This window comes from Streptomyces sp. DF42, from assembly GCF_058267695.1.
Genome location: NZ_CM177859.1, coordinates 7296187 through 7313572 on the forward strand (window position 1 = coordinate 7296187; position 17386 = coordinate 7313572).

At 67.5% G+C, this 17386-nt stretch carries 15 protein-coding genes; 9 read left to right on the forward strand and 6 right to left on the reverse strand.

What is annotated here, in order from left to right; translation table 11 throughout:
• The first annotated feature begins 27 nt into the window (after positions 1 to 27).
• Both trpC and ACYUED_RS33520 read left to right on the forward strand, forming a co-directional pair.
• Positions 28 to 810 (forward strand): indole-3-glycerol phosphate synthase TrpC, encoded by a 783-nt coding sequence (trpC, locus tag ACYUED_RS33515; RefSeq protein ID WP_491288281.1) that lies wholly within the window; start codon positions 28 to 30, stop codon positions 808 to 810.
• Between the two features lie 2 nt (positions 811 to 812).
• On the forward strand, positions 813 to 2120 hold the full coding sequence (locus ACYUED_RS33520; protein WP_491288284.1) for a phenylacetate--CoA ligase family protein: 1308 nt from the start codon (positions 813 to 815) through the stop codon (positions 2118 to 2120).
• 68 nt (positions 2121 to 2188) lie between these two features.
• Here the strand turns inward: ACYUED_RS33520 and ACYUED_RS33525 are convergent, their stop codons facing one another.
• The 4 genes from ACYUED_RS33525 to ACYUED_RS33540 form a co-directional block, all read right to left on the reverse strand.
• Complete coding sequence (locus ACYUED_RS33525; RefSeq protein WP_491288285.1) at positions 2189 to 3232, reverse strand: methyltransferase; 1044 nt, start codon at positions 3230 to 3232, stop codon at positions 2189 to 2191.
• Positions 3233 to 3285: 53 nt separating this feature from the next.
• On the reverse strand, positions 3286 to 4128 hold the full coding sequence (locus ACYUED_RS33530) for a tryptophan 2,3-dioxygenase (protein ID WP_491288287.1): 843 nt from the start codon (positions 4126 to 4128) through the stop codon (positions 3286 to 3288).
• On the reverse strand, positions 4125 to 4778 hold the full coding sequence (locus ACYUED_RS33535; RefSeq protein WP_491288289.1) for a DUF6875 domain-containing protein: 654 nt from the start codon (positions 4776 to 4778) through the stop codon (positions 4125 to 4127). The genes ACYUED_RS33530 and ACYUED_RS33535 overlap by 4 nt, the downstream gene beginning before the upstream one ends.
• 217 nt (positions 4779 to 4995) lie before the next feature.
• The gene (locus ACYUED_RS33540) at positions 4996 to 5841 is read right to left on the reverse strand and encodes an alpha/beta hydrolase (protein WP_491288291.1); all 846 of its coding nucleotides are present in this window, start codon (positions 5839 to 5841) and stop codon (positions 4996 to 4998) included.
• Positions 5842 to 5907: 66 nt separating this feature from the next.
• Between ACYUED_RS33540 and kynU the strand changes: the two genes are divergently transcribed.
• The 6 genes from kynU (at position 5908) to ACYUED_RS33570 (ending at position 12292) form a co-directional block, all read left to right on the forward strand.
• Entirely contained in the window at positions 5908 to 7119 is a 1212-nt protein-coding gene (kynU, locus tag ACYUED_RS33545; protein WP_491294544.1) for a kynureninase, read from the forward strand.
• Positions 7120 to 7358: 239 nt separating this feature from the next.
• Positions 7359 to 8402 carry a 3-deoxy-7-phosphoheptulonate synthase gene (gene aroF / locus ACYUED_RS33550; RefSeq protein ID WP_491288293.1) on the forward strand — a complete coding sequence of 348 codons (1044 nt, stop codon included), beginning with the start codon at positions 7359 to 7361 and terminating at the stop codon, positions 8400 to 8402.
• Between the two features lie 40 nt (positions 8403 to 8442).
• Complete coding sequence (locus ACYUED_RS33555; RefSeq protein ID WP_491288295.1) at positions 8443 to 9228, forward strand: 2,3-dihydro-2,3-dihydroxybenzoate dehydrogenase; 786 nt, start codon at positions 8443 to 8445, stop codon at positions 9226 to 9228.
• Between the two features lie 52 nt (positions 9229 to 9280).
• On the forward strand, positions 9281 to 9928 hold the full coding sequence (locus tag ACYUED_RS33560; RefSeq protein WP_491288297.1) for an isochorismatase family protein: 648 nt from the start codon (positions 9281 to 9283) through the stop codon (positions 9926 to 9928).
• The gene (locus tag ACYUED_RS33565; protein ID WP_491288299.1) at positions 9925 to 11823 is read left to right on the forward strand and encodes an anthranilate synthase family protein; all 1899 of its coding nucleotides are present in this window, start codon (positions 9925 to 9927) and stop codon (positions 11821 to 11823) included. The genes ACYUED_RS33560 and ACYUED_RS33565 overlap by 4 nt, the downstream gene beginning before the upstream one ends.
• Before the next feature lie 313 nt (positions 11824 to 12136).
• Positions 12137 to 12292, forward strand: a complete 156-nt coding sequence (locus ACYUED_RS33570; RefSeq protein WP_491288301.1) for a hypothetical protein — start codon at positions 12137 to 12139, stop codon at positions 12290 to 12292.
• Positions 12293 to 12435: 143 nt separating this feature from the next.
• On the opposite strand, the gene ACYUED_RS33575 is transcribed toward ACYUED_RS33570, so the two are convergent.
• Both ACYUED_RS33575 and ACYUED_RS33580 read right to left on the reverse strand, forming a co-directional pair.
• A complete protein-coding gene (locus ACYUED_RS33575; RefSeq protein ID WP_491288303.1) occupies positions 12436 to 13965 on the reverse strand; it encodes a helix-turn-helix domain-containing protein in 1530 nt (509 codons plus the stop codon).
• 64 nt (positions 13966 to 14029) lie between these two features.
• On the reverse strand, positions 14030 to 14227 hold the full coding sequence (locus ACYUED_RS33580) for a DUF4236 domain-containing protein (RefSeq protein ID WP_266685519.1): 198 nt from the start codon (positions 14225 to 14227) through the stop codon (positions 14030 to 14032).
• 404 nt (positions 14228 to 14631) lie between these two features.
• On the opposite strand from ACYUED_RS33580, the gene acnA reads away from it, so the two are divergent.
• The gene (acnA, locus tag ACYUED_RS33585) at positions 14632 to 17349 is read left to right on the forward strand and encodes an aconitate hydratase AcnA (RefSeq protein WP_491288307.1); all 2718 of its coding nucleotides are present in this window, start codon (positions 14632 to 14634) and stop codon (positions 17347 to 17349) included.
• Positions 17350 to 17386 lie beyond the last annotated feature (37 nt).

Sequence of the window (17386 nt, forward strand, 5' to 3'; positions counted from 1 at the left end):
ACACCCCGCTCGCCCGGAGGGCCGCCCATGAACGTACTTGATCGCATTGTTGATCAGACCCGGACGGACCTGCGAGAACAGGTCCGCCGCCAACCGCTCACCCGCCTCCAGGATTTGGCCGCCAAGGCACCTGATCCCCTCGACGGAGTCACGGCGCTGCGCAGGACCGACGGGATTCGGCTCCTCGCCGAAGTGAAGCGCTCCAGCCCGGCCGCAGGCCCCCTTGCCGCCATCCCGGATCCAGGAGCCCTCGCAGCCGACTACGAGGCGGGAGGCGCCGCAGCCGTCAGCGTGCTGACCGAGCGCCGGCATTTCAGCGGCAGTCTGGCCGACCTCGACGCCGTGCGCTCCCGTGTCCGCATTCCTGTACTCAGGAAGGACTTCGTCGTCTCGTCGTACCAGGTGTGGGAATCGCGTGCCCACGGCGCAGACATGGTGCTCCTGATCGTGGCGGCTCTCGACCAACCCGACCTGGCTCGCCTGCTGGATCTCGTGCAGGAACTCGGCATGACCCCTCTGGTCGAGACGCACAACGAAGAGGAGCTTCGTCGCGCCATCGACGTCGGGGCGTCTGTGATCGGCATCAACGCCCGGGACCTGGGGACCTTGCAGGTCGACCGGACGGCCTTCGCACGTCTCGCCCCGCTTGCCCCGAAGGGGAGCGTGTTGGTCGCCGAGTCCGGCGTCCGAGGCCCCGACGACGTGGTCGCCTACGCGGACGCCGGCGCGGACGCCGTACTCGTCGGGGAATACCTGGTCTCCGACCGTGCACCACGACGCACGGTCACCACCTTGTTGAAAGGAGAGTGAACATGCCCGACGAGCGCCCGGACATAGGCGGGTGGCGCAGCTTCGAGGAACTGCGCCGGCTTCAGGAGCAGCGCCTACCCGCTCTTTTCGCCGCAGCAGCCCGGTCACCCTTCTACCGTGACCGGCTCGCCGGTCGAACCGTTCCCGGAACACTCACGGGACTGCGGGAAATCGACCTGACCACCAAGCAGGACCTGCGTGACCAGTACCCCTTCGGACTTCTGGCCGTCCCCCGCGCGGAGCTTGCCACGTACCACGAGTCGAGCGGCACCTCCGGGCACCCCACGGCCTCCTATTACACGGCTGCCGACTGGGAGGACCTGGCCGAACGGTACGCGCGCAAGTGGGTGGACATCTCCCCGGACGACACCTTCCTGGTCCGCACTCCCTACGCACTGATGATCACGGGACATCTGGCGCACGCTGCCGGACGCCTCAAGGGCGCCACCGTGGTACCGGGGGACAGCCGCTCAGCCGCCATGCCGCATGCCCGGGTCGTGCGCGTACTGCACGACCTGGACGTGACGCTCACCTGGTCGAACCCGACCGAGACCCTGCTGTGGGCGGCGGCAGCACGCGCCGCCGGCCACCACCCCGAGAAGGACTTTCCCGCTCTGCGCGCCATGTTCGTCGGCGGCGAGCCGCTCAGCCCGGCACGCAGGCGACGGATCAGCAGCATCTGGAACGTCCCCGTGGTGGAGGAATACGGCTCCACCGAGACCGGCAGCCTGGCGGGCCAGTGCCCGGAGGGCCGGCTCCATCTCTGGGCCGACCGCGCCGTCTTCGAGGTGTACGTCCCCGAGACCGGCGAGGTCCGGGACGAAGGGGCGGGTCAGCTCGTCGTGACCCCGCTGTATCGGGAGGCCATGCCGCTGCTGCGCTACAACCTCGCCGACGATGTGGAGATCTCCCACCAGGAATGCCCCTGCGGATGGCGGCTGCCCACGGTCCGCGTCCTGGGGCGCTCCGCCTTCGGATATCCGGTGCGCGACGGTGTGGTGACGCAGAACGCGCTCGAGGAACTCGTCTTCGGACTTCCGCAGAAGCACGAGGTCCTCTTCTGGCGGGCCAAGGCGAAGCCGGACCAGCTCCATGTGCAGATCGAGGTGCCTCCGGACTGGCGGCACGATGCCGTCGGCGAGCTCAGCCAGGCCATCGACCGCCAGTTGCACGTCCCCTGCGTGGTCGAAGGGCTGCCGCCCGGCAGCCTCGTACCGCCCTCCGTCCTGACCTCCAACGGTGACGTCCTCAAGCCCCGCGGCCTGTTCGGCCCCGAGGAGGACTGGGACAACGCGGTCCTCTACTACTGAGGCACGAGAAACAGACGAAGGCCCCGGTGGGGAGCGTAACTGCTCCCCACCGGGGCCTTCTTTCCCGCTCAGCCTCGCAGGGCCCTGACCACGCCGTGCGGTGTCCACGTACCGCTCGTGATCCGGCTGACGCTGGTGAACCCGACCTCCACCAACCACGCCTCGTAGTCGCACCATGGGTACAGCGTGCTGCCCTTGAAGGGCAGCGTGGCGAAGTAGACGTTGTCCAGACCCGCGTACAGGGGGCCGCGGCCGTCGTCGTCGGAGAAGGCGTTGAAGATCAGTACCGATCCGCCCGGCTCCAGCGCCTGATGCGCCTTGCGCAGCAGGGCGCGGTTCTGGTCGGGTGACCAGATCACCAGCTGGTGGGCGAACAGAACGCAGTCGTGGCCCGTCGGGTAGTCGTCGTCGAAGATGTCCGCCGCGTGCAGGAAGACGCGGTTCTCCAGGCCGTGTTCGCGGATGCGCTCGCGCGCCACGGCGAGGGCACCAGGCCGGTCCAGGACGGTGATGGACAGATGCGGGTGCGCCGTCGCCAGGGCGATGGCGTTGACGGCGTCGCCGCCGCCCACATCCAGCAGGTGGCGGACACCCGAGTAGTCGGCCTTGTCCACCAACACCGGGTTGGACAGCCGTGACCAGGAGTTCATGCACCGGTAGAAGAGCTCTTCCAGTCCGGGTACGTTGCCGAGCCTCGTGTACAGGTCGCGGGTTTCACCGGGGAAGTGCCGGATCCCGACGTTCTCCCCGCTGCGCAGGGACTCGACGTAGTCCGAAGCCGGCACATAGGACACGCGGGCCTGGAACTCGATGATGTCCCGGATGATCTCCCAGGCCCCCTCGGTGAAGAGCCCCTCGATCACCTCGGCGTTGCGGTACTCGTCAGCCGTCTTCGTGGTGACTCCGAGCGAGGTGGTGCCCAGAAGCAGCAGGTCGACCGAGCGATTGCTGAGGCGCAGCTCCTTCGCGATGCGCTGCTTGCCCAGGGGGCCCTGTTCGTGCAGGAGTTCCAGGAGTCCCAACTCCGAGGCAGCGTGGAGCTGTTGGAAGGCTGCGTGCCCGAACAGGATGGGCACCATCCCATCCATGGACAGGGGGGCGGGAACGGACACGATCGGTCTCCCATCGATAAAGGGGTGAGTGGAGGTTCGTATCGGCCGGAGCGTCACAGGGAGGTGCGCACAGACCAGAGCTCGGAGAAGAAGCGGTGCTCGTTCACGGTGCGCAGCCAGGCGACACCGTCGGTGCCGGCGGTACCCACCTTGCTGCCGAGCATCCGCTCGACCACCAGTAGGTGTGTGGAGCGCCAGTGTGAGAACTGGTAGGCGACCTCGATGAGCAGCTCAGCGAGGCGAAGCTCCTCCGGATGGTCGGTCGGGCTGCGGTAGACCTGTTTCCAGGCATCCTCCACCGCTGGGTCCGGCTGGTACTGCTTGGTCACGTCCCTGTCCAGGACCGACGCCGGGACAGGCAGGCCGCGCCGGGCCAGGAAGGCCAGCGCCTCGTCGTACAGGCTCGGCCCGTGCAACTCGTCCTTGAGACCCGGGTAGAGATGCAGATGCGCCTCGGCTTGGCGTACCGCCTGAGGATCCTTGTTTCCCATGGCGAACTCGAGCGTCCGGTACATGTAGGACTGCGTGCCGGAGGCTTCTCCCAGGATGTCGCGGAAGTCGAGGAACTCGTCCACCGACATCCCGTTCATGGCCTCCCACGAGGCGACGAGCACCCGCTGGCTGCGAACGGCACGCTGCAGAGCACGGCCGGCGGCGTCCGTCCGGTCGGCCCGAAGGTGCGAGCGGGCCTGGTCGAGCTCAACGTAGACCATGCGGAAGAGCAGTTCTTTCACATGGCTGAGCAGGATGAACGACAGTTCCAGCGGAGAATCGGTGCGTGGCTCCGCCAGGGCGTGCAGCTTGTCCATATGGGCGTAGGACACGTACGGGGCGTGATCCTGTGCGTCCGCTGCATAGGGGCATCGCGCGGCGTCGGCCTGAGGAGAGGTCATCATCGGCCCGCCTCCCAACGGTCGGCGGCCGTACGGTCCCAGCGCGCGGAGGCTGCGGAGTACAGGGTGCTGAAGTGCGGGTCCATGCGTGCACCGCCCTCGTAGCGGTGCCCGAAGCGCTCTCGGTAGTCGCGGAACCAGGCCGGGTTGTCGTGCAGGAAGAGCACGTCGTGCAGGGCCATGTTGCGTATGGCGTACAGCGGGTACGGCGATCGGTTGACCGGGAACAGCGGGTTGCGCGCCGCGGGTTCGTTGCACAGCGGGTGGAACTGACCGAGCATCATGCCTTTGGAGACGATGTCGTCCTTGGCGACTTTGTGTCCCTCGTCGATCAGCCACCAGGCGTCTTCCGGGAGCCCTTCGATGACCACCACCAGCGAGTGCAGGTTGGTGTTCGAGGACTCCCACTGAGTCCAGCGGAATGTTTCTGCGGCCGAGTGGATCAGGTCGACCATGGTCGGAAGTTCGTATTCACCCGACCAGGAGTAGCTGAGAATCTTCAGCGAGTTGGATCGAAGCGAAGGTCCCACAAAGGGGCATACAGGGCCGTCGCGGCCGAGATCGGGATGTGGCGCATCGACATATTCGTCCAGCCATTCGCTCAGCGCCTTCTGTATGTCTTCGCCGGGCGCCGAGAGCTCGAAGTAATTCACGACCTTATTCCCCCTGATGGGCATGCGTGGACGTGCGGTCGGCAACGCCAGTATCGCTAGCCCACACGGCCGTTCTCGGCAGGGGGAGAGACGAGCTATTTCCCGTAGTCGCTAATGGATATCCGCTGGTGGCGCAGCTTCAGTGCGGGGTTTGCCCGGTAATTCCGGAACGGCTACGGGAGGTACTCCCGCACCCGTGGCGAACGGAGTTGCAGAATCAGCCGAGGCCCATCCGGGACAGCACGGCGTCGCCCAGCGTGGTACCTCGCCGGCCCAGATCGAAGGGCAGGTCGAAGTGGTTGCGCGCGTGTTCCACGAGGTCGAGGGGCGTTTGCCCGGTCCGGTGCAGAGCGGCCACCAAGCCGTCGTGCTGACGGGCGTACTCGCGAGTCTCGGCGCCGCCACGGGCCACGATCACCGACCGAGCAGCAAGGGGGAGACCGTGCAGAGGGCTGAATGCCGCGGCGGTCGCCGCATCCAGGCCGACCGCCTTGTTCACGTAACTGTGGCGCACCGGTTCCAGGTCGTAGACCCCGCTGAGCAGGAAAGCTCCCGCGGCTTCCGAGGAGCGGCCGGCGATCGAGGACAGGGCCGCCGCGGTGAGGTGGGCCCCTGCCGAGCTGCCGCTGACGAAGATCCGGTCGGGATCGATGCGCAGGTCCGGTGCCTGTTCGCGCAGCCATTCCAAGCCCCGGCGCACCGAGGCGACCATGGACGGCAGGCTGTGGCCGGGAGCCAGGCCATAGCCGATGGCGGCGAAGGCGGCACCCGCCGCCACGAGCTGCGGGGCGGCGAAGCATGAGTCCTCCTTGCTCGACTCCTGCCAGTGCCCGCCATGGACGAATACCAGCAGCGGCGCAGATCCGCGGTCCGCGGGAAAGAAATGCAGCGTCTCGGCGGGACCCGGCCCGTAGCGAAGATCGGTTCGGCACTGGAGAGTCTCCAGAGCCCGGGTGCTCTCCTCGCGGTACCGGGCGAGTATGGCTCCGTATTCCGGCGCGCAGGAACTGGGGGAATACTCCCGGTCCAGCTCCTCCTGGCTCATTCCGGCAAATCCGGACATCTCTTCTCCTTGATCATTCGAACTGGAGGTAATTTCGTGGAGCATCTGCACGAGAAGGCAGAGCTGATGGACAGCGGCGATTCCTTGGCGGCGCTGCGCAAACATTTTCTGCTGCCCGAGGGGATCGTATATCTCGACGGTAATTCATTGGGCGCTTTGCACGCAGCCGTTCCGGAACGAGTGGCCCGGGGCGTCACGCAGGAGTGGGGAGAGCGTCTGATTCGCGCATGGAACGACGACGGGTGGTGGGAGGCGCCGCTGCGCCTGGGTGACCGGATCGGCCATCTGGTCGGAGCGGTGCCGGGGCAGACGGTCGTGGGGGAGTCCACCTCGGTTCAGATCTTCAATGCCTTGGCGGCAGCGGTGCGTCTGCGTCCGGACCGCCGGATTCTGGTCACCGACTCCGCGCACTTTCCGACCGACCGGTATCTCGCCGCCTCGGTCGGACGGCTCCTCGACGTCGACGTGATCGAAGCCCCGGTCAAGGACCTGGAACACGTGCTCCAGGAGCACGGGGAACAGGTGGCCGCGGTCGCCTATGGCGCGGTCGACTATCGCACCGGGGAGTTGTGGGACATCCCAGGCATCACCCGGCGGGCCCACCAGGCCGGTGCGGTGGCGGTGTGGGACCTGTGCCATGCGGTCGGAGCAATTCCGGTACATCTGGACCGGGACGGGGTCGACCTGGCGGTCGGATGCACCTACAAGTACCTCAGCGGCGGTCCGGGTGCCCCCGCCTTCATCTACGTCGCCGCGCGCCACCAGGACGCCTTCGACCATCCGGTCACCGGCTGGCATGGGCACGCCCGCCCGTTCGCCATGGAGGACACCTTCGCGCCGGCGTCCGGCATCTCCCGGGCGCGGGTGGGCACGCCTCCTGTGCTTTCCATGCTCGCGCTCGATGCGGCACTTGATGTCTTCGACGGCGTGAACCTCGGCGACATACGCGCCAAGAACGCCGCACTGGGAGACTTCTTCATCAGCTGCGCCGACGATCTCCTCGAAGGACGGGGTTTCGGCGTCGCGAGCCCGCGGCAGGCGGAGCGTCGCGGCAGCCATGTCTCCCTGAGCCATCCGGACGCACACGCGCTGATGGCATGCCTGACCGAGCACGGCATCGTGGGAGACGTGCGGCCACCCGGGCTGCTGCGCTTCGGATTCAACAGCCTCTACACGTCCTACAGGGACATCCACCATGCAGTGTCCACGCTGCGTGCGGTGGTGGACTCGGGCGAGTACCGGCACGAGCGCTTCCAGATCCGCAAAGCCGTGTCATGACGCGTTGCGCTGCGGGACTGCTTCCCGTACCGGCGCAGGTGGCGCCGTCCGTACCGACGCCGCCGGAGCGGGCCACCAGTACAAATCCGTTCACCAGTACGGGAGTCGACGTGTTCAGCGCCGGACGCCCCGCCTGCGAACCGCGCCTGAACACTGGAGCCATTACCAGGGGGATTCGGCCAGCATCTCGTGAACCTGCCGCCTGGCCCCTGTTTGCTGATTCCGGGGAGGAAATGCACGTGATCGTCACCATCGAGGAAGAGGGAACCCGGGGCTGCGACGCGGTCCGCAAGTCTCTCGCCGACTGGGGCGTCCAGGAGATCCTCAGTGCCCGCATCGGAAGCAAGAGCATCCTGCTGGTGGACACGAGCGACGCGGAGCTGGTGGAGAGGGTGCGGGAACTGCCCCCCGTCAGCGGGGTCGTTTTTCCCCTGAAGGGGAGTCCGCTGACTCAGCGCACGAACTTCCCGGACGACACCGTGGTCCGGGTCGGGGACGCCTCCTTCGGCGGCACCCGGTTCACCGTCATGGCCGGGCCGTGCGCTGTCGAGAGCCGCGAACAGCTTGCGTCCGTGGCCGACGTGGTCGGGGGCGCAGGTGCCGAGGTACTGCGCGGCGGGGCCTATAAGCCGCGGACCTCGCCCCACTCCTTCCAGGGCACAGGGCGAGAGGGTCTGATGCTGCTGGCCGAGGTCTCTCGGGGCACCGGACTTCCGGTCGTGTCCGAGGTCGTCGACCCGCGCGACGTGGAGCACATGTCCGAGTACGTCGACATGTTCCAGATCGGCGCGCGCAACGCACAGAACTACGCCCTCCTCACCGAGGTCGGCAGGAGCCACAAGCCGGTTCTGCTCAAGCGGGGCTTCGGCTGCACCGTGGAGGAGTGGCTGGGCGCGGCGGAGTACATCCTGCGCGAGGGCAATACCAACGTCGTGCTGTGCGAGCGCGGTGTCCGGACCTTCGAGCCCAGCACGCGCTTCACTCTCGATCTCGCCGCCGTGTCGGTGGCCAAGAGGCTCACCCACCTGCCCGTCGTGGTCGACCCCAGTCACGGAACCGGCCACCGCGCCCTCGTGCTGCCGATGGCCCTCGCCGCCGCCGGCGCGGGCGCCGACGGGCTGCTGATCGACGTACACACGAACGCGGCACGCGCCCTGTGCGACGGGGACCAGGCACTGACCGCCACACAGTTCCACGACTTGATGGAGCGGCTGCGCCGCGTTCTGGAAGGTCTCGACCGCACGCTGGGCGAGCCCGCTTTGGCCGCCGCAGCCGCCAAGTGACCGCTGTGGCACGGATCGACACCGGACGGGGGAGAAACCCATGAACAGCAACCAGTGGCACGGACGAGTCGCCCTGGTCACCGGCGCCGCAGGCGGCATTGGCAGCGCCGTTGTCCGGGCTCTGGCCGAACACGGTGCCAGTGTCGCTGCGGTCGACCGCAGCAGCGACCAACTGGCGGAGAGCGTCGGCAAACTGGAAGCCGACGGACTGTCCGCCCGCGCCTACGCCGCCGACGTCAGCTCTGCCGCACAGGTGGAGGAGACCGTGAGCCGTGTGGAGGGCGAACTCGGGCCCATCGATTTCCTGGTGAACTCGGCCGGCATTCTGATTCCGGCCGCCGCTCAGGAACTGACTGAACAGGACTGGGCGGGGACCTTCGCCGTCAACACCACCGGAGTCTTCCTGGTCTCGCGGGCCGTTGTCGGCCGCATGGTTCCCCGGGGCCGAGGCGCCATGGTCACCCTGGCCTCCAACGCCGCGAGCGCTGCACGTACCGGCATGGCCGCCTACGGAGCATCCAAGGCCGCCGCCGCGATGTACACCAAGTGCCTGGCGCTGGAGGTCGCGCGGCACGGCATCCGCTGCAACATCCTCTCCCCGGGCTCCACGGACACTCAAATGCTGAGGGCACTGTGGACCGACGCGGACAGTGCTCGCGCGTCGATCGACGGCGTGCCCGAGGAGTTCCGTGTAGGCATTCCGCTGGGCAAGATCGCCCAGCCGGAGGACATCGCCCGGGCTGCGCTCTTCCTGCTCTCCGAGGAGGCCGGGCACATCACCATGCACGATCTGACCGTGGACGGGGGTGCGACACTCGGTGTCTAGCGCACACGCTTCATCCGCTGCCCCGGGGCTGCCGGAGATCCGGCCCTACCCCATGCCCGAGGCAAGCGATCTGCCGGCGAACACCGCGCAATGGGGGGTGGACCCCGACCGGGCGGTGCTGTTGATCCACGACATGCAGAAATACTTCCTCGGGGCGTTCCCTGGCGGCGAGGCCCCAGCCGTCGATCTGGTCCGCAACATCGGCCTGCTTCGCCGGCGCTGTCGCGACCTGGGCATCCCTGTGGCCTACACCACGCAGCCGGGCGCGATGACTGACGACCAGCGGGGCCTCCTCAAGGACTTCTGGGGCCCCGGGATGACGGTGGCCCCCGAGGAACGTGAGGTCGTCGACACCATCGCACCGGACGAAGGGGACTGGGTCTTCCTCAAGTGGCGGTACAGCGCGTTCTATCGCTCGCCCATCTTGCACCGCCTCCGTGAGGAGAAGCGCGACCAGTTGATCGTCTGCGGCATCTACGCTCATATCGGCGTGCTGATGACCGCCTGCGACGCCTTCTCCTTCGACATTCAGCCGTTCATGGTCGCCGATGCCGTGGCCGACTTCTCGTGGCCCTACCACCGGATGGCGATCCAGTACGCGGCCGAGCGCTGCGCGATGGTGACGACCACCAAACAACTCCTTGCCGGTCTCCCCGCGCCGGGGAGCACACCGTCCGCCGGGCGGGAGGTGCACGCATGACGGACGACATACTGGCCGCCGTTCTCGGACCTCGGCCACCGGCGTTTGCGCTGCTTTACCGGCCGGGCACTGATGCGGACCGTATCGATGTCCTCATCGGTGAGGTCACCGAGGCGGCCACCCTCGCCGACATCCCGCTGCCCGGCGGGCCAACCGTCGTCGGCGAAGCCCACCATGAGGCGCTGGTCCTGGTTCCCTATCGCAGTCTCGCGGAACGCGGCTTCGCCTGCGTCGACGACGGCGAGCCGTTGCAGGTGCTGCGGGTGACCGAGCAGGCCCGGCTGACAGTCTCCGAGGTGCGGGCGCGTATCCCCGATACGCAGGCCGCGCTCCGGGGCGGGCACTTCGACGTCGAGGACGCCGTGTATGCCGACCTGGTCCGGCAGGTCGTCCGCGAGGAGATCGGACGAGGCGAGGGCGCCAACTTCGTGCTCAGCAGGACCTTCTGCGCCGAGCTCCCTGATTACTCGCCGGACAAAGCGCTCATCTTCTTCCGCCGCCTGCTCGAACGCGAGAAGGGCTCGCACTGGACGTTCCTGGTGCACACCGGCGAACGCACCTTCCTGGGCGCCTCGCCGGAACGTCACCTCACCTTGGACGACGGCGTCCTCACCATGAACCCCATCAGTGGGACCTATCGCTACCCGCCGACCGGGCCGACCCTGGACGGCGTTCTCGAATTCCTGGGCGACCGCAAGGAGACCGACGAGCTCTACATGGTGGTCGACGAGGAGCTCAAGATGATGGCCCGGGTCTGTGAGGACGGCGGCCGGGTCATCGGTCCCTTCCTCAAGGAGATGGCACACCTGGCGCACACCGAATACCTCATCGAGGGGCGCACCACATGGGATGTGCGGGACTTGCTGCGGGAGACGATGTTCGCGCCGACCGTCGTCGGCAGCCCGCTGGAGAGCGCCTGCCGCATCATCAACCGCTACGAGCCGGCCGGCCGCAAGTACTACAGCGGTGTGGCGGCCCTGATCGGGCGAGACACCCAAGGGCGACGGAGCCTGGACTCGGCCATTCTCATCCGCACCGCCGATATCGACAGCGACGGGCACGTCCAGGTGCGCGTCGGCGCAACCGTCGTCCGCCACTCCGACCCGGACTCCGAGGCGGCCGAGACCCGGGCAAAGGCTGCCGGCATGCTCAATGCCCTGGGCGCTTCTGCTCGGACACGGCTCGCCGACATGACGGAAGTCCGGGAGGCACTGGGGCGCCGTGACTCCACCATTGCGCCGTTCTGGTTCGGTGGGGAGACGGGACCCGTCGCGCCGGAACCGCGGCTGCAGGGCCGCGACGTCCTGATCGTCGACGCGGAGGACAACTTCACGTCGATGATCGCGCTTCAACTGCAGGCGTCCGGCATGAAGGTGACGGTGCGTCGCTTCGATGAGGACTTCCGGATCGAGGACCACGACTTGGTCGTCATGGGACCTGGTCCGGGCGACCCACTCGGCTCCGAGCCCAAGATCGGCCGGCTCAGGGCCGTGCTGCGACAACTCCTCGACGAGAGGCGGCCCTTCCTCGCCGTCTGTCTCAGTCACCAGATCCTGAGCACCTTGCTCGACCTGCCTCTCGTGCGGCGCGAAAGCCCCAATCAGGGCGTCCAGAAGAAGATCGATCTGTTCGGCAGCATCGAGCGCGTCGGGTTCTACAACACCTTTGCCGCGGTGAGCGACGAGGACCGGGTGCATAGCTCACACATCGGCGGAACGGTCGAAGTGTGCCGCGATGCGGACAGCGGCGAGGTCCACGCTCTGCGCGGACCGTGGTTCCAGTCTCTGCAGTTCCATGCGGAGTCAGTCCTCACGCAGGACGGCGTACGCATCCTGCATGACGCACTGGCCGCACTCGCAAGGGACGGTGAGGCGCAGGACGCGCTCACCCACTGAGGTGGGTCCACCATGCGACGTCAGAACAGAGACCGCCGCCCGAGGAACCCCCGCCTCGGGCGGCTTCCGTTACGGACCGACAGCGTGAAGAGACCGTCTTCGTCGAACTCACTCAATGCCGTGACATCTCTCTCCAGAGAGTCGGCCAGGACATCCGGTGAGTTCCCCGTCTTCGGCAAGTATCAGTTCACACCGTTCCCTTTGAGTGTGACACCTGGTCAATTTGCGTCTGATCCGTAACGACCGCACTTCGGGTGCAAGGATGAGGCCAGCCATGGATGCTTGATCGTGTGCGCGTACGGTACGTGCCGCAGTGTTCGCGGCAGTGTGCGTGCTGCTCGCTGCACTGGGGCATCATGATGTCCGGCTGCTCGGTTCCGACCCCGGGTTCACGCTGAGGAAGTACTCCCACTTCCTGCCCCGCGCAGGCGCACGAGGCAGCGCCGCTGTCGACGCGATCTTCGCGTAGCCGCGGCGGGTCGGCAGAGCCTGTGGAGCACGGCTCGTAGCCCAGCGTGGGCCCAAAGTCCCAGAGAAGTCCCAGAGATGCCGCCGCACCCCTCCCTGGGCCGCTAAGTAGCGGGTCTGACGGGGTGCGGCGGCATTCGCGTATCAAATGTCCCGGAAGATCTCGATCTGCGCCCCAACCGAGTTCAGTCGCTCGGCGAGGTCCTCGTAGCCGCGGTTGATGACGTAGACGTTGCGCAGCACGGACGTGCCGTCGGCCGCCATCATCGCCAGCAGGACGACCACGGCGGGCCGCAGCGCGGGCGGGCACATCATCTCGGCGGCACGCCAGCGGGTCGGGCCCTCGACCAGCACCCGGTGCGGGTCGAGGAGCTGGAGGCGCCCGCCGAGGCGGTTCAGGTCCGTCAGGTAGATCGCACGGTTGTCGTAGACCCAGTCGTGGATCAGCGTCTTGCCCTGCGCGACGGCGGCGATGGCCGCGAAGAACGGGACGTTGTCGATGTTCAGGCCGGGGAACGGCATCGGGTGGATCTTGTCGATCGGTGCCTCCAGCTTGGAGGGCCGGACGGTGAGGTCCACCAGGCGCGTACGGCCGTTGTCCGCGAAGTACTCCGGCGTACGGTCGTGGTCGAGCCCCATCTCCTCCAGGACCGCCAGCTCGATCTCCAGGAACTCGATGGGCACGCGACGCACCGTCAGCTCCGACTCCGTCACCACGGCGGCGGCCAGCAGGCTCATCGCCTCGACCGGGTCCTCGGAGGGGGAGTAGTCCACGTCCACGTCGATGTCCGGCACGCCGTGCACGGTGAGCGTCGTGGTGCCGATGCCCTCGACCCGCACGCCGAGCGTCTCCAGGAAGAAACACAGATCCTGGACCATGTAGTTGGAGGACGCGTTGCGGATGACGCTGACCCCGTCGGACCGGGCGGCGGCCAGCAGCGCGTTCTCGGTGACGGTGTCCCCGCGCTCGGTCAGCACGATCGGCCGGTCGGGCCGCACCGCCCGGTCCACCAGGGCGTGGTACTGCCCCTCGGTGGCGGTGATGTCCAGCCCGAACCGGCGCAGCGCGATCATGTGCGGCTCGATGGTCCGCGTGCCGAGGTCGCAACCGCCGGCGTACGGCAGCTTGAAGCGGTCCATGCGGTGCAGCAGCGGGCCGAAGAACATGATGATGGACCGCGTGCGTACGGCGGCGTCGGCGTCGATCGCCGCCATGTTCAGCTCGGCCGGCGGCACGATCTCCAGGTCGACGCCGTCGTTGATCCACCGCGCCCGCACACCGATGGAACTCAGCACCTCCAGAAGCCGGTAGACCTCCTCGATCCGCGCCACCCGGCGCAGCACCGTGCGCCCCTTGTTGAGGAGGGACGCACACAACAGCGCCACGCACGCGTTCTTGCTCGTCTTGACGTCGATGGCCCCCGACAGCCGACGGCCGCCGACCACCCGCAGATGCATCGGTCCCGCGTAGCCCAGTGAGACGATTTCGCTCTCCAGGGCTTCACCGATTCGAGCGATCATCTCAAGGCTGATGTTTTGGTTGCCCCGCTCGATGCGGTTGACGGCGCTCTGGCTGGTGCCGAGCGCCTCCGCTAGCTGCGCCTGTGTCCAGCCTCGGTGTTGCCGGGCGTCACGGATGAGCTTGCCGATGCGTACGAGGTAGTCGTCTGCCATGAGGTTGAGGCTATCTCAGATATGAGATGGGGCCCGCCAGGAGGGCCGTTCGGGTGACGGCCCGTCAATGCCGCCGTGCGCTACGGGTGCGCCGCCACCCGAAAGGTCCGGGCAAATCCATCGATGTCGTACGACGTCCTGTACTGCTGTGCGTGTGCCGCGGGCCGTTCCTGCCGCCGGTGGTGAGGGACCAGGACCGCCGGTTGATGTTCAGGCGCACGCCCGGCAGGATCCGGAAACTCTTGCGAAACGTGAGGGGCATCGTGCCTCCTTCGGGAGAGCGGACTCACTCCTCGGTTACCCCGACTTGGCGACGTGATGGGCGAAGTGCGGCCCGCGCGTCGCCGGTCGCCCACCCCACTCTCCCGGCGGAGTCCGTGAAGGTCGGCTCCCTCCCCGTGCCGAAGCTCCCGTACGGCCAGATAATCACCGGGTGAGCCAAGTCGTGCCGGACGTCACAACGCGGAGGCCGGGCATGACCATCCCGGCCCCATGTACTAGAGTTATCTCGACATCGAGATATCTGCCGAGGAGCACCGCAGTCGCACGCCACCATCGAGTCCGGTAGTAAGGGTTACCTAACTTAGCTTTACCTTAGCGGATCGGGCAGGATGCCGTGGCGGCAGGATCGTGGTGAGTACGCGCACATCAATGAAGGAGACTGTCGTGTCGGCGAACAGCTTCGACGCCCGCAGCACGCTGCAGGTGGGCGACGAGTCGTACGAGATCTTCCGGCTGGACAAGGTGGAGGGCTCGGCCCGACTGCCGTACAGCCTCAAGGTCCTGCTGGAGAACCTGCTCCGCACGGAGGACGGCGCGAACATCACCGCCGACCACATCCGCGCCCTCGGCGGCTGGGACTCCCAGGCGCAGCCCAGCCAGGAGATCCAGTTCACGCCCGCCCGTGTGATCATGCAGGACTTCACCGGCGTGCCCTGTGTCGTCGACCTCGCCACCATGCGTGAGGCCGTCAAGGAACTCGGCGGCGACCCGGCGAAGATCAACCCGCTGGCCCCGGCCGAGCTGGTCATCGACCACTCCGTGATCGCCGACAAGTTCGGCACCAACGACGCCTTCGCCCAGAACGTCGAGCTGGAGTACGGCCGCAACAAGGAGCGCTACCAGTTCCTGCGCTGGGGCCAGACCGCCTTCGACGAGTTCAAGGTCGTCCCGCCCGGCACCGGCATCGTCCACCAGGTCAACATCGAGCACCTGGCGCGCACGGTCATGGTCCGTAACGGCCAGGCGTACCCCGACACCCTCGTCGGCACCGACTCGCACACCACCATGGTCAACGGCCTCGGTGTGCTGGGCTGGGGCGTCGGCGGCATCGAGGCGGAGGCCGCGATGCTCGGCCAGCCCGTCTCGATGCTCATCCCGCGCGTCGTCGGCTTCAAGCTCACCGGCGAGCTCAAGCCCGGCACCACCGCCACCGACCTCGTGCTCACCATCACCGAGATGCTGCGCAAGCACGGCGTCGTCGGCAAGTTCGTCGAGTTCTACGGTGAGGGCGTCGCCGCCACCTCCCTCGCGAACCGCGCCACCATCGGCAACATGTCGCCGGAGTTCGGCTCCACCGCCGCGATCTTCCCGATCGACGACGAGACCCTGAAGTACCTGCGCCTGACCGGCCGCAGCGACCAGCAGGTCGCGCTCGTCGAGTCGTACGCCAAGGAGCAGGGCCTCTGGCTGGACCCGAAGGCCGAGCCGGACTTCTCCGAGAAGCTGGAGCTGGACCTCTCCACGGTCGTCCCCTCCATCGCCGGCCCGAAGCGCCCGCAGGACCGCATCGTCCTCGCGAACGCGGCCGAGCAGTTCAAGACGGACGTACGCAACTACGTCGACGCCGTGGACGAGGCGGGTCAGGAGTCCTTCCCGGCCTCCGACGCCCCGGCCGTCGCCCCGAACGGCGCCCCGTCCAACCCGGTCACCGTGACCGCCCCCGACGGCTCCACGTACGAGATCGACCACGGTGCGGTGACGGTCGCGGCCATCACCTCCTGCACCAACACCTCGAACCCGTACGTCATGGTCGCCGCCGCGCTCGTCGCGAAGAAGGCCGTGGAGAAGGGCCTGACCCGCAAGCCGTGGGTCAAGACCACCCTCGCCCCGGGCTCCAAGGTCGTCACCGACTACTTCGACAAGGCGGGGCTCACCCCCTACCTCGACAAGGTCGGCTTCAACCTCGTCGGCTACGGCTGCACCACCTGCATCGGCAACTCCGGCCCGCTGCCGGAGGAGGTCTCCAAGGCCGTCAACGACCACGACCTCGCGGTCACCTCGGTCCTCTCCGGCAACCGGAACTTCGAGGGCCGGATCAACCCCGACGTCAAGATGAACTACCTGGCCTCCCCGCCGCTGGTCGTCGCGTACGCGCTCGCGGGCTCCATGAAGGTGGACATCACCAAGGACGCCCTGGGCATCGACCAGGACGGCAACCCGGTCTTCCTGAAGGACATCTGGCCCTCCGAGGCCGAGGTCAACGACGTCGTGGCCAACGCCATCGGCGAGGACATGTTCAACAAGTCCTACCAGGACGTCTTCGCGGGCGACGCCCAGTGGCAGGCGCTGCCGATCCCGACCGGCAACACCTTCGAGTGGGACCCGCAGTCCACCTACGTCCGCAAGCCCCCGTACTTCGAGGGCATGCAGCACGAGCCGTCCCCGGTCTCCGACATCTCCGGCGCCCGCGTCCTGGCCAAGCTGGGCGACTCGGTGACGACGGACCACATCTCGCCCGCCGGTGCGATCAAGGCGGACACCCCGGCCGGCAAGTACCTCACGGAGCACGGCGTCGAGCGCCGCGACTTCAACAGCTACGGCTCGCGCCGCGGCAACCACGAGGTCATGATCCGCGGCACGTTCGCCAACATCCGCCTGCGCAACCAGATCGCGCCGGGGACGGAAGGCGGCTACACCCGCGACTTCACGCAGCCCGACGGGCCCGTGTCGTTCATCTACGACGCCTCGCGCAACTACATCGAGCAGGGCATCCCGCTGGCCATCCTGGCCGGCAAGGAGTACGGCTCCGGTTCGTCCCGCGACTGGGCGGCCAAGGGCACGGCCCTCCTCGGCGTCAAGGCCGTCATCGCCGAGTCGTACGAGCGCATCCACCGCTCGAACCTCATCGGCATGGGCGTCCTGCCGCTGCAGTTCCCGGAGGGCGCCTCGGCCTCCTCCCTCGGCCTGACCGGCGAGGAGACCTTCTCCTTCACCGGCGTCGAGGAGCTCAACAACGGCACCACGCCGCGCACCGTCAAGGTCACCACCGACACGGGCGTCGAGTTCGATGCGGTCGTCCGCATCGACACCCCCGGTGAGGCCGACTACTACCGCAACGGCGGCATCATGCAGTACGTGCTGCGCAGCCTGATCCGCAAGTAAGCGGCACGGCAAGGCAGTTGAGGGCCGCATCCCCGGT

What these genes read in the sequence shown, in the direction of transcription:
- ACYUED_RS33560 (WP_491288297.1), top strand. Translation starts at nt 9,281, where the DNA reads ATGCCCGAGGCAAGCGATCTGCCGGCGAACACCGCGCAATGGGGGGTG.
- ACYUED_RS33580 (WP_266685519.1), bottom strand. Translation starts at nt 14,227, where the DNA reads ATGCCCCTCACGTTTCGCAAGAGTTTCCGGATCCTGCCGGGCGTGCGC.
- ACYUED_RS33530 (WP_491288287.1), bottom strand. Translation starts at nt 4,128, where the DNA reads ATGATGACCTCTCCTCAGGCCGACGCCGCGCGATGCCCCTATGCAGCG.
- ACYUED_RS33555 (WP_491288295.1), top strand. Translation starts at nt 8,443, where the DNA reads ATGAACAGCAACCAGTGGCACGGACGAGTCGCCCTGGTCACCGGCGCC.
- trpC (WP_491288281.1), top strand. Translation starts at nt 28, where the DNA reads ATGAACGTACTTGATCGCATTGTTGATCAGACCCGGACGGACCTGCGA.
- ACYUED_RS33565 (WP_491288299.1), top strand. Translation starts at nt 9,925, where the DNA reads ATGACGGACGACATACTGGCCGCCGTTCTCGGACCTCGGCCACCGGCG.
- ACYUED_RS33520 (WP_491288284.1), top strand. Translation starts at nt 813, where the DNA reads ATGCCCGACGAGCGCCCGGACATAGGCGGGTGGCGCAGCTTCGAGGAA.
- ACYUED_RS33540 (WP_491288291.1), bottom strand. Translation starts at nt 5,841, where the DNA reads ATGTCCGGATTTGCCGGAATGAGCCAGGAGGAGCTGGACCGGGAGTAT.
- ACYUED_RS33575 (WP_491288303.1), bottom strand. Translation starts at nt 13,965, where the DNA reads ATGGCAGACGACTACCTCGTACGCATCGGCAAGCTCATCCGTGACGCC.
- kynU (WP_491294544.1), top strand. Translation starts at nt 5,908, where the DNA reads ATGGACAGCGGCGATTCCTTGGCGGCGCTGCGCAAACATTTTCTGCTG.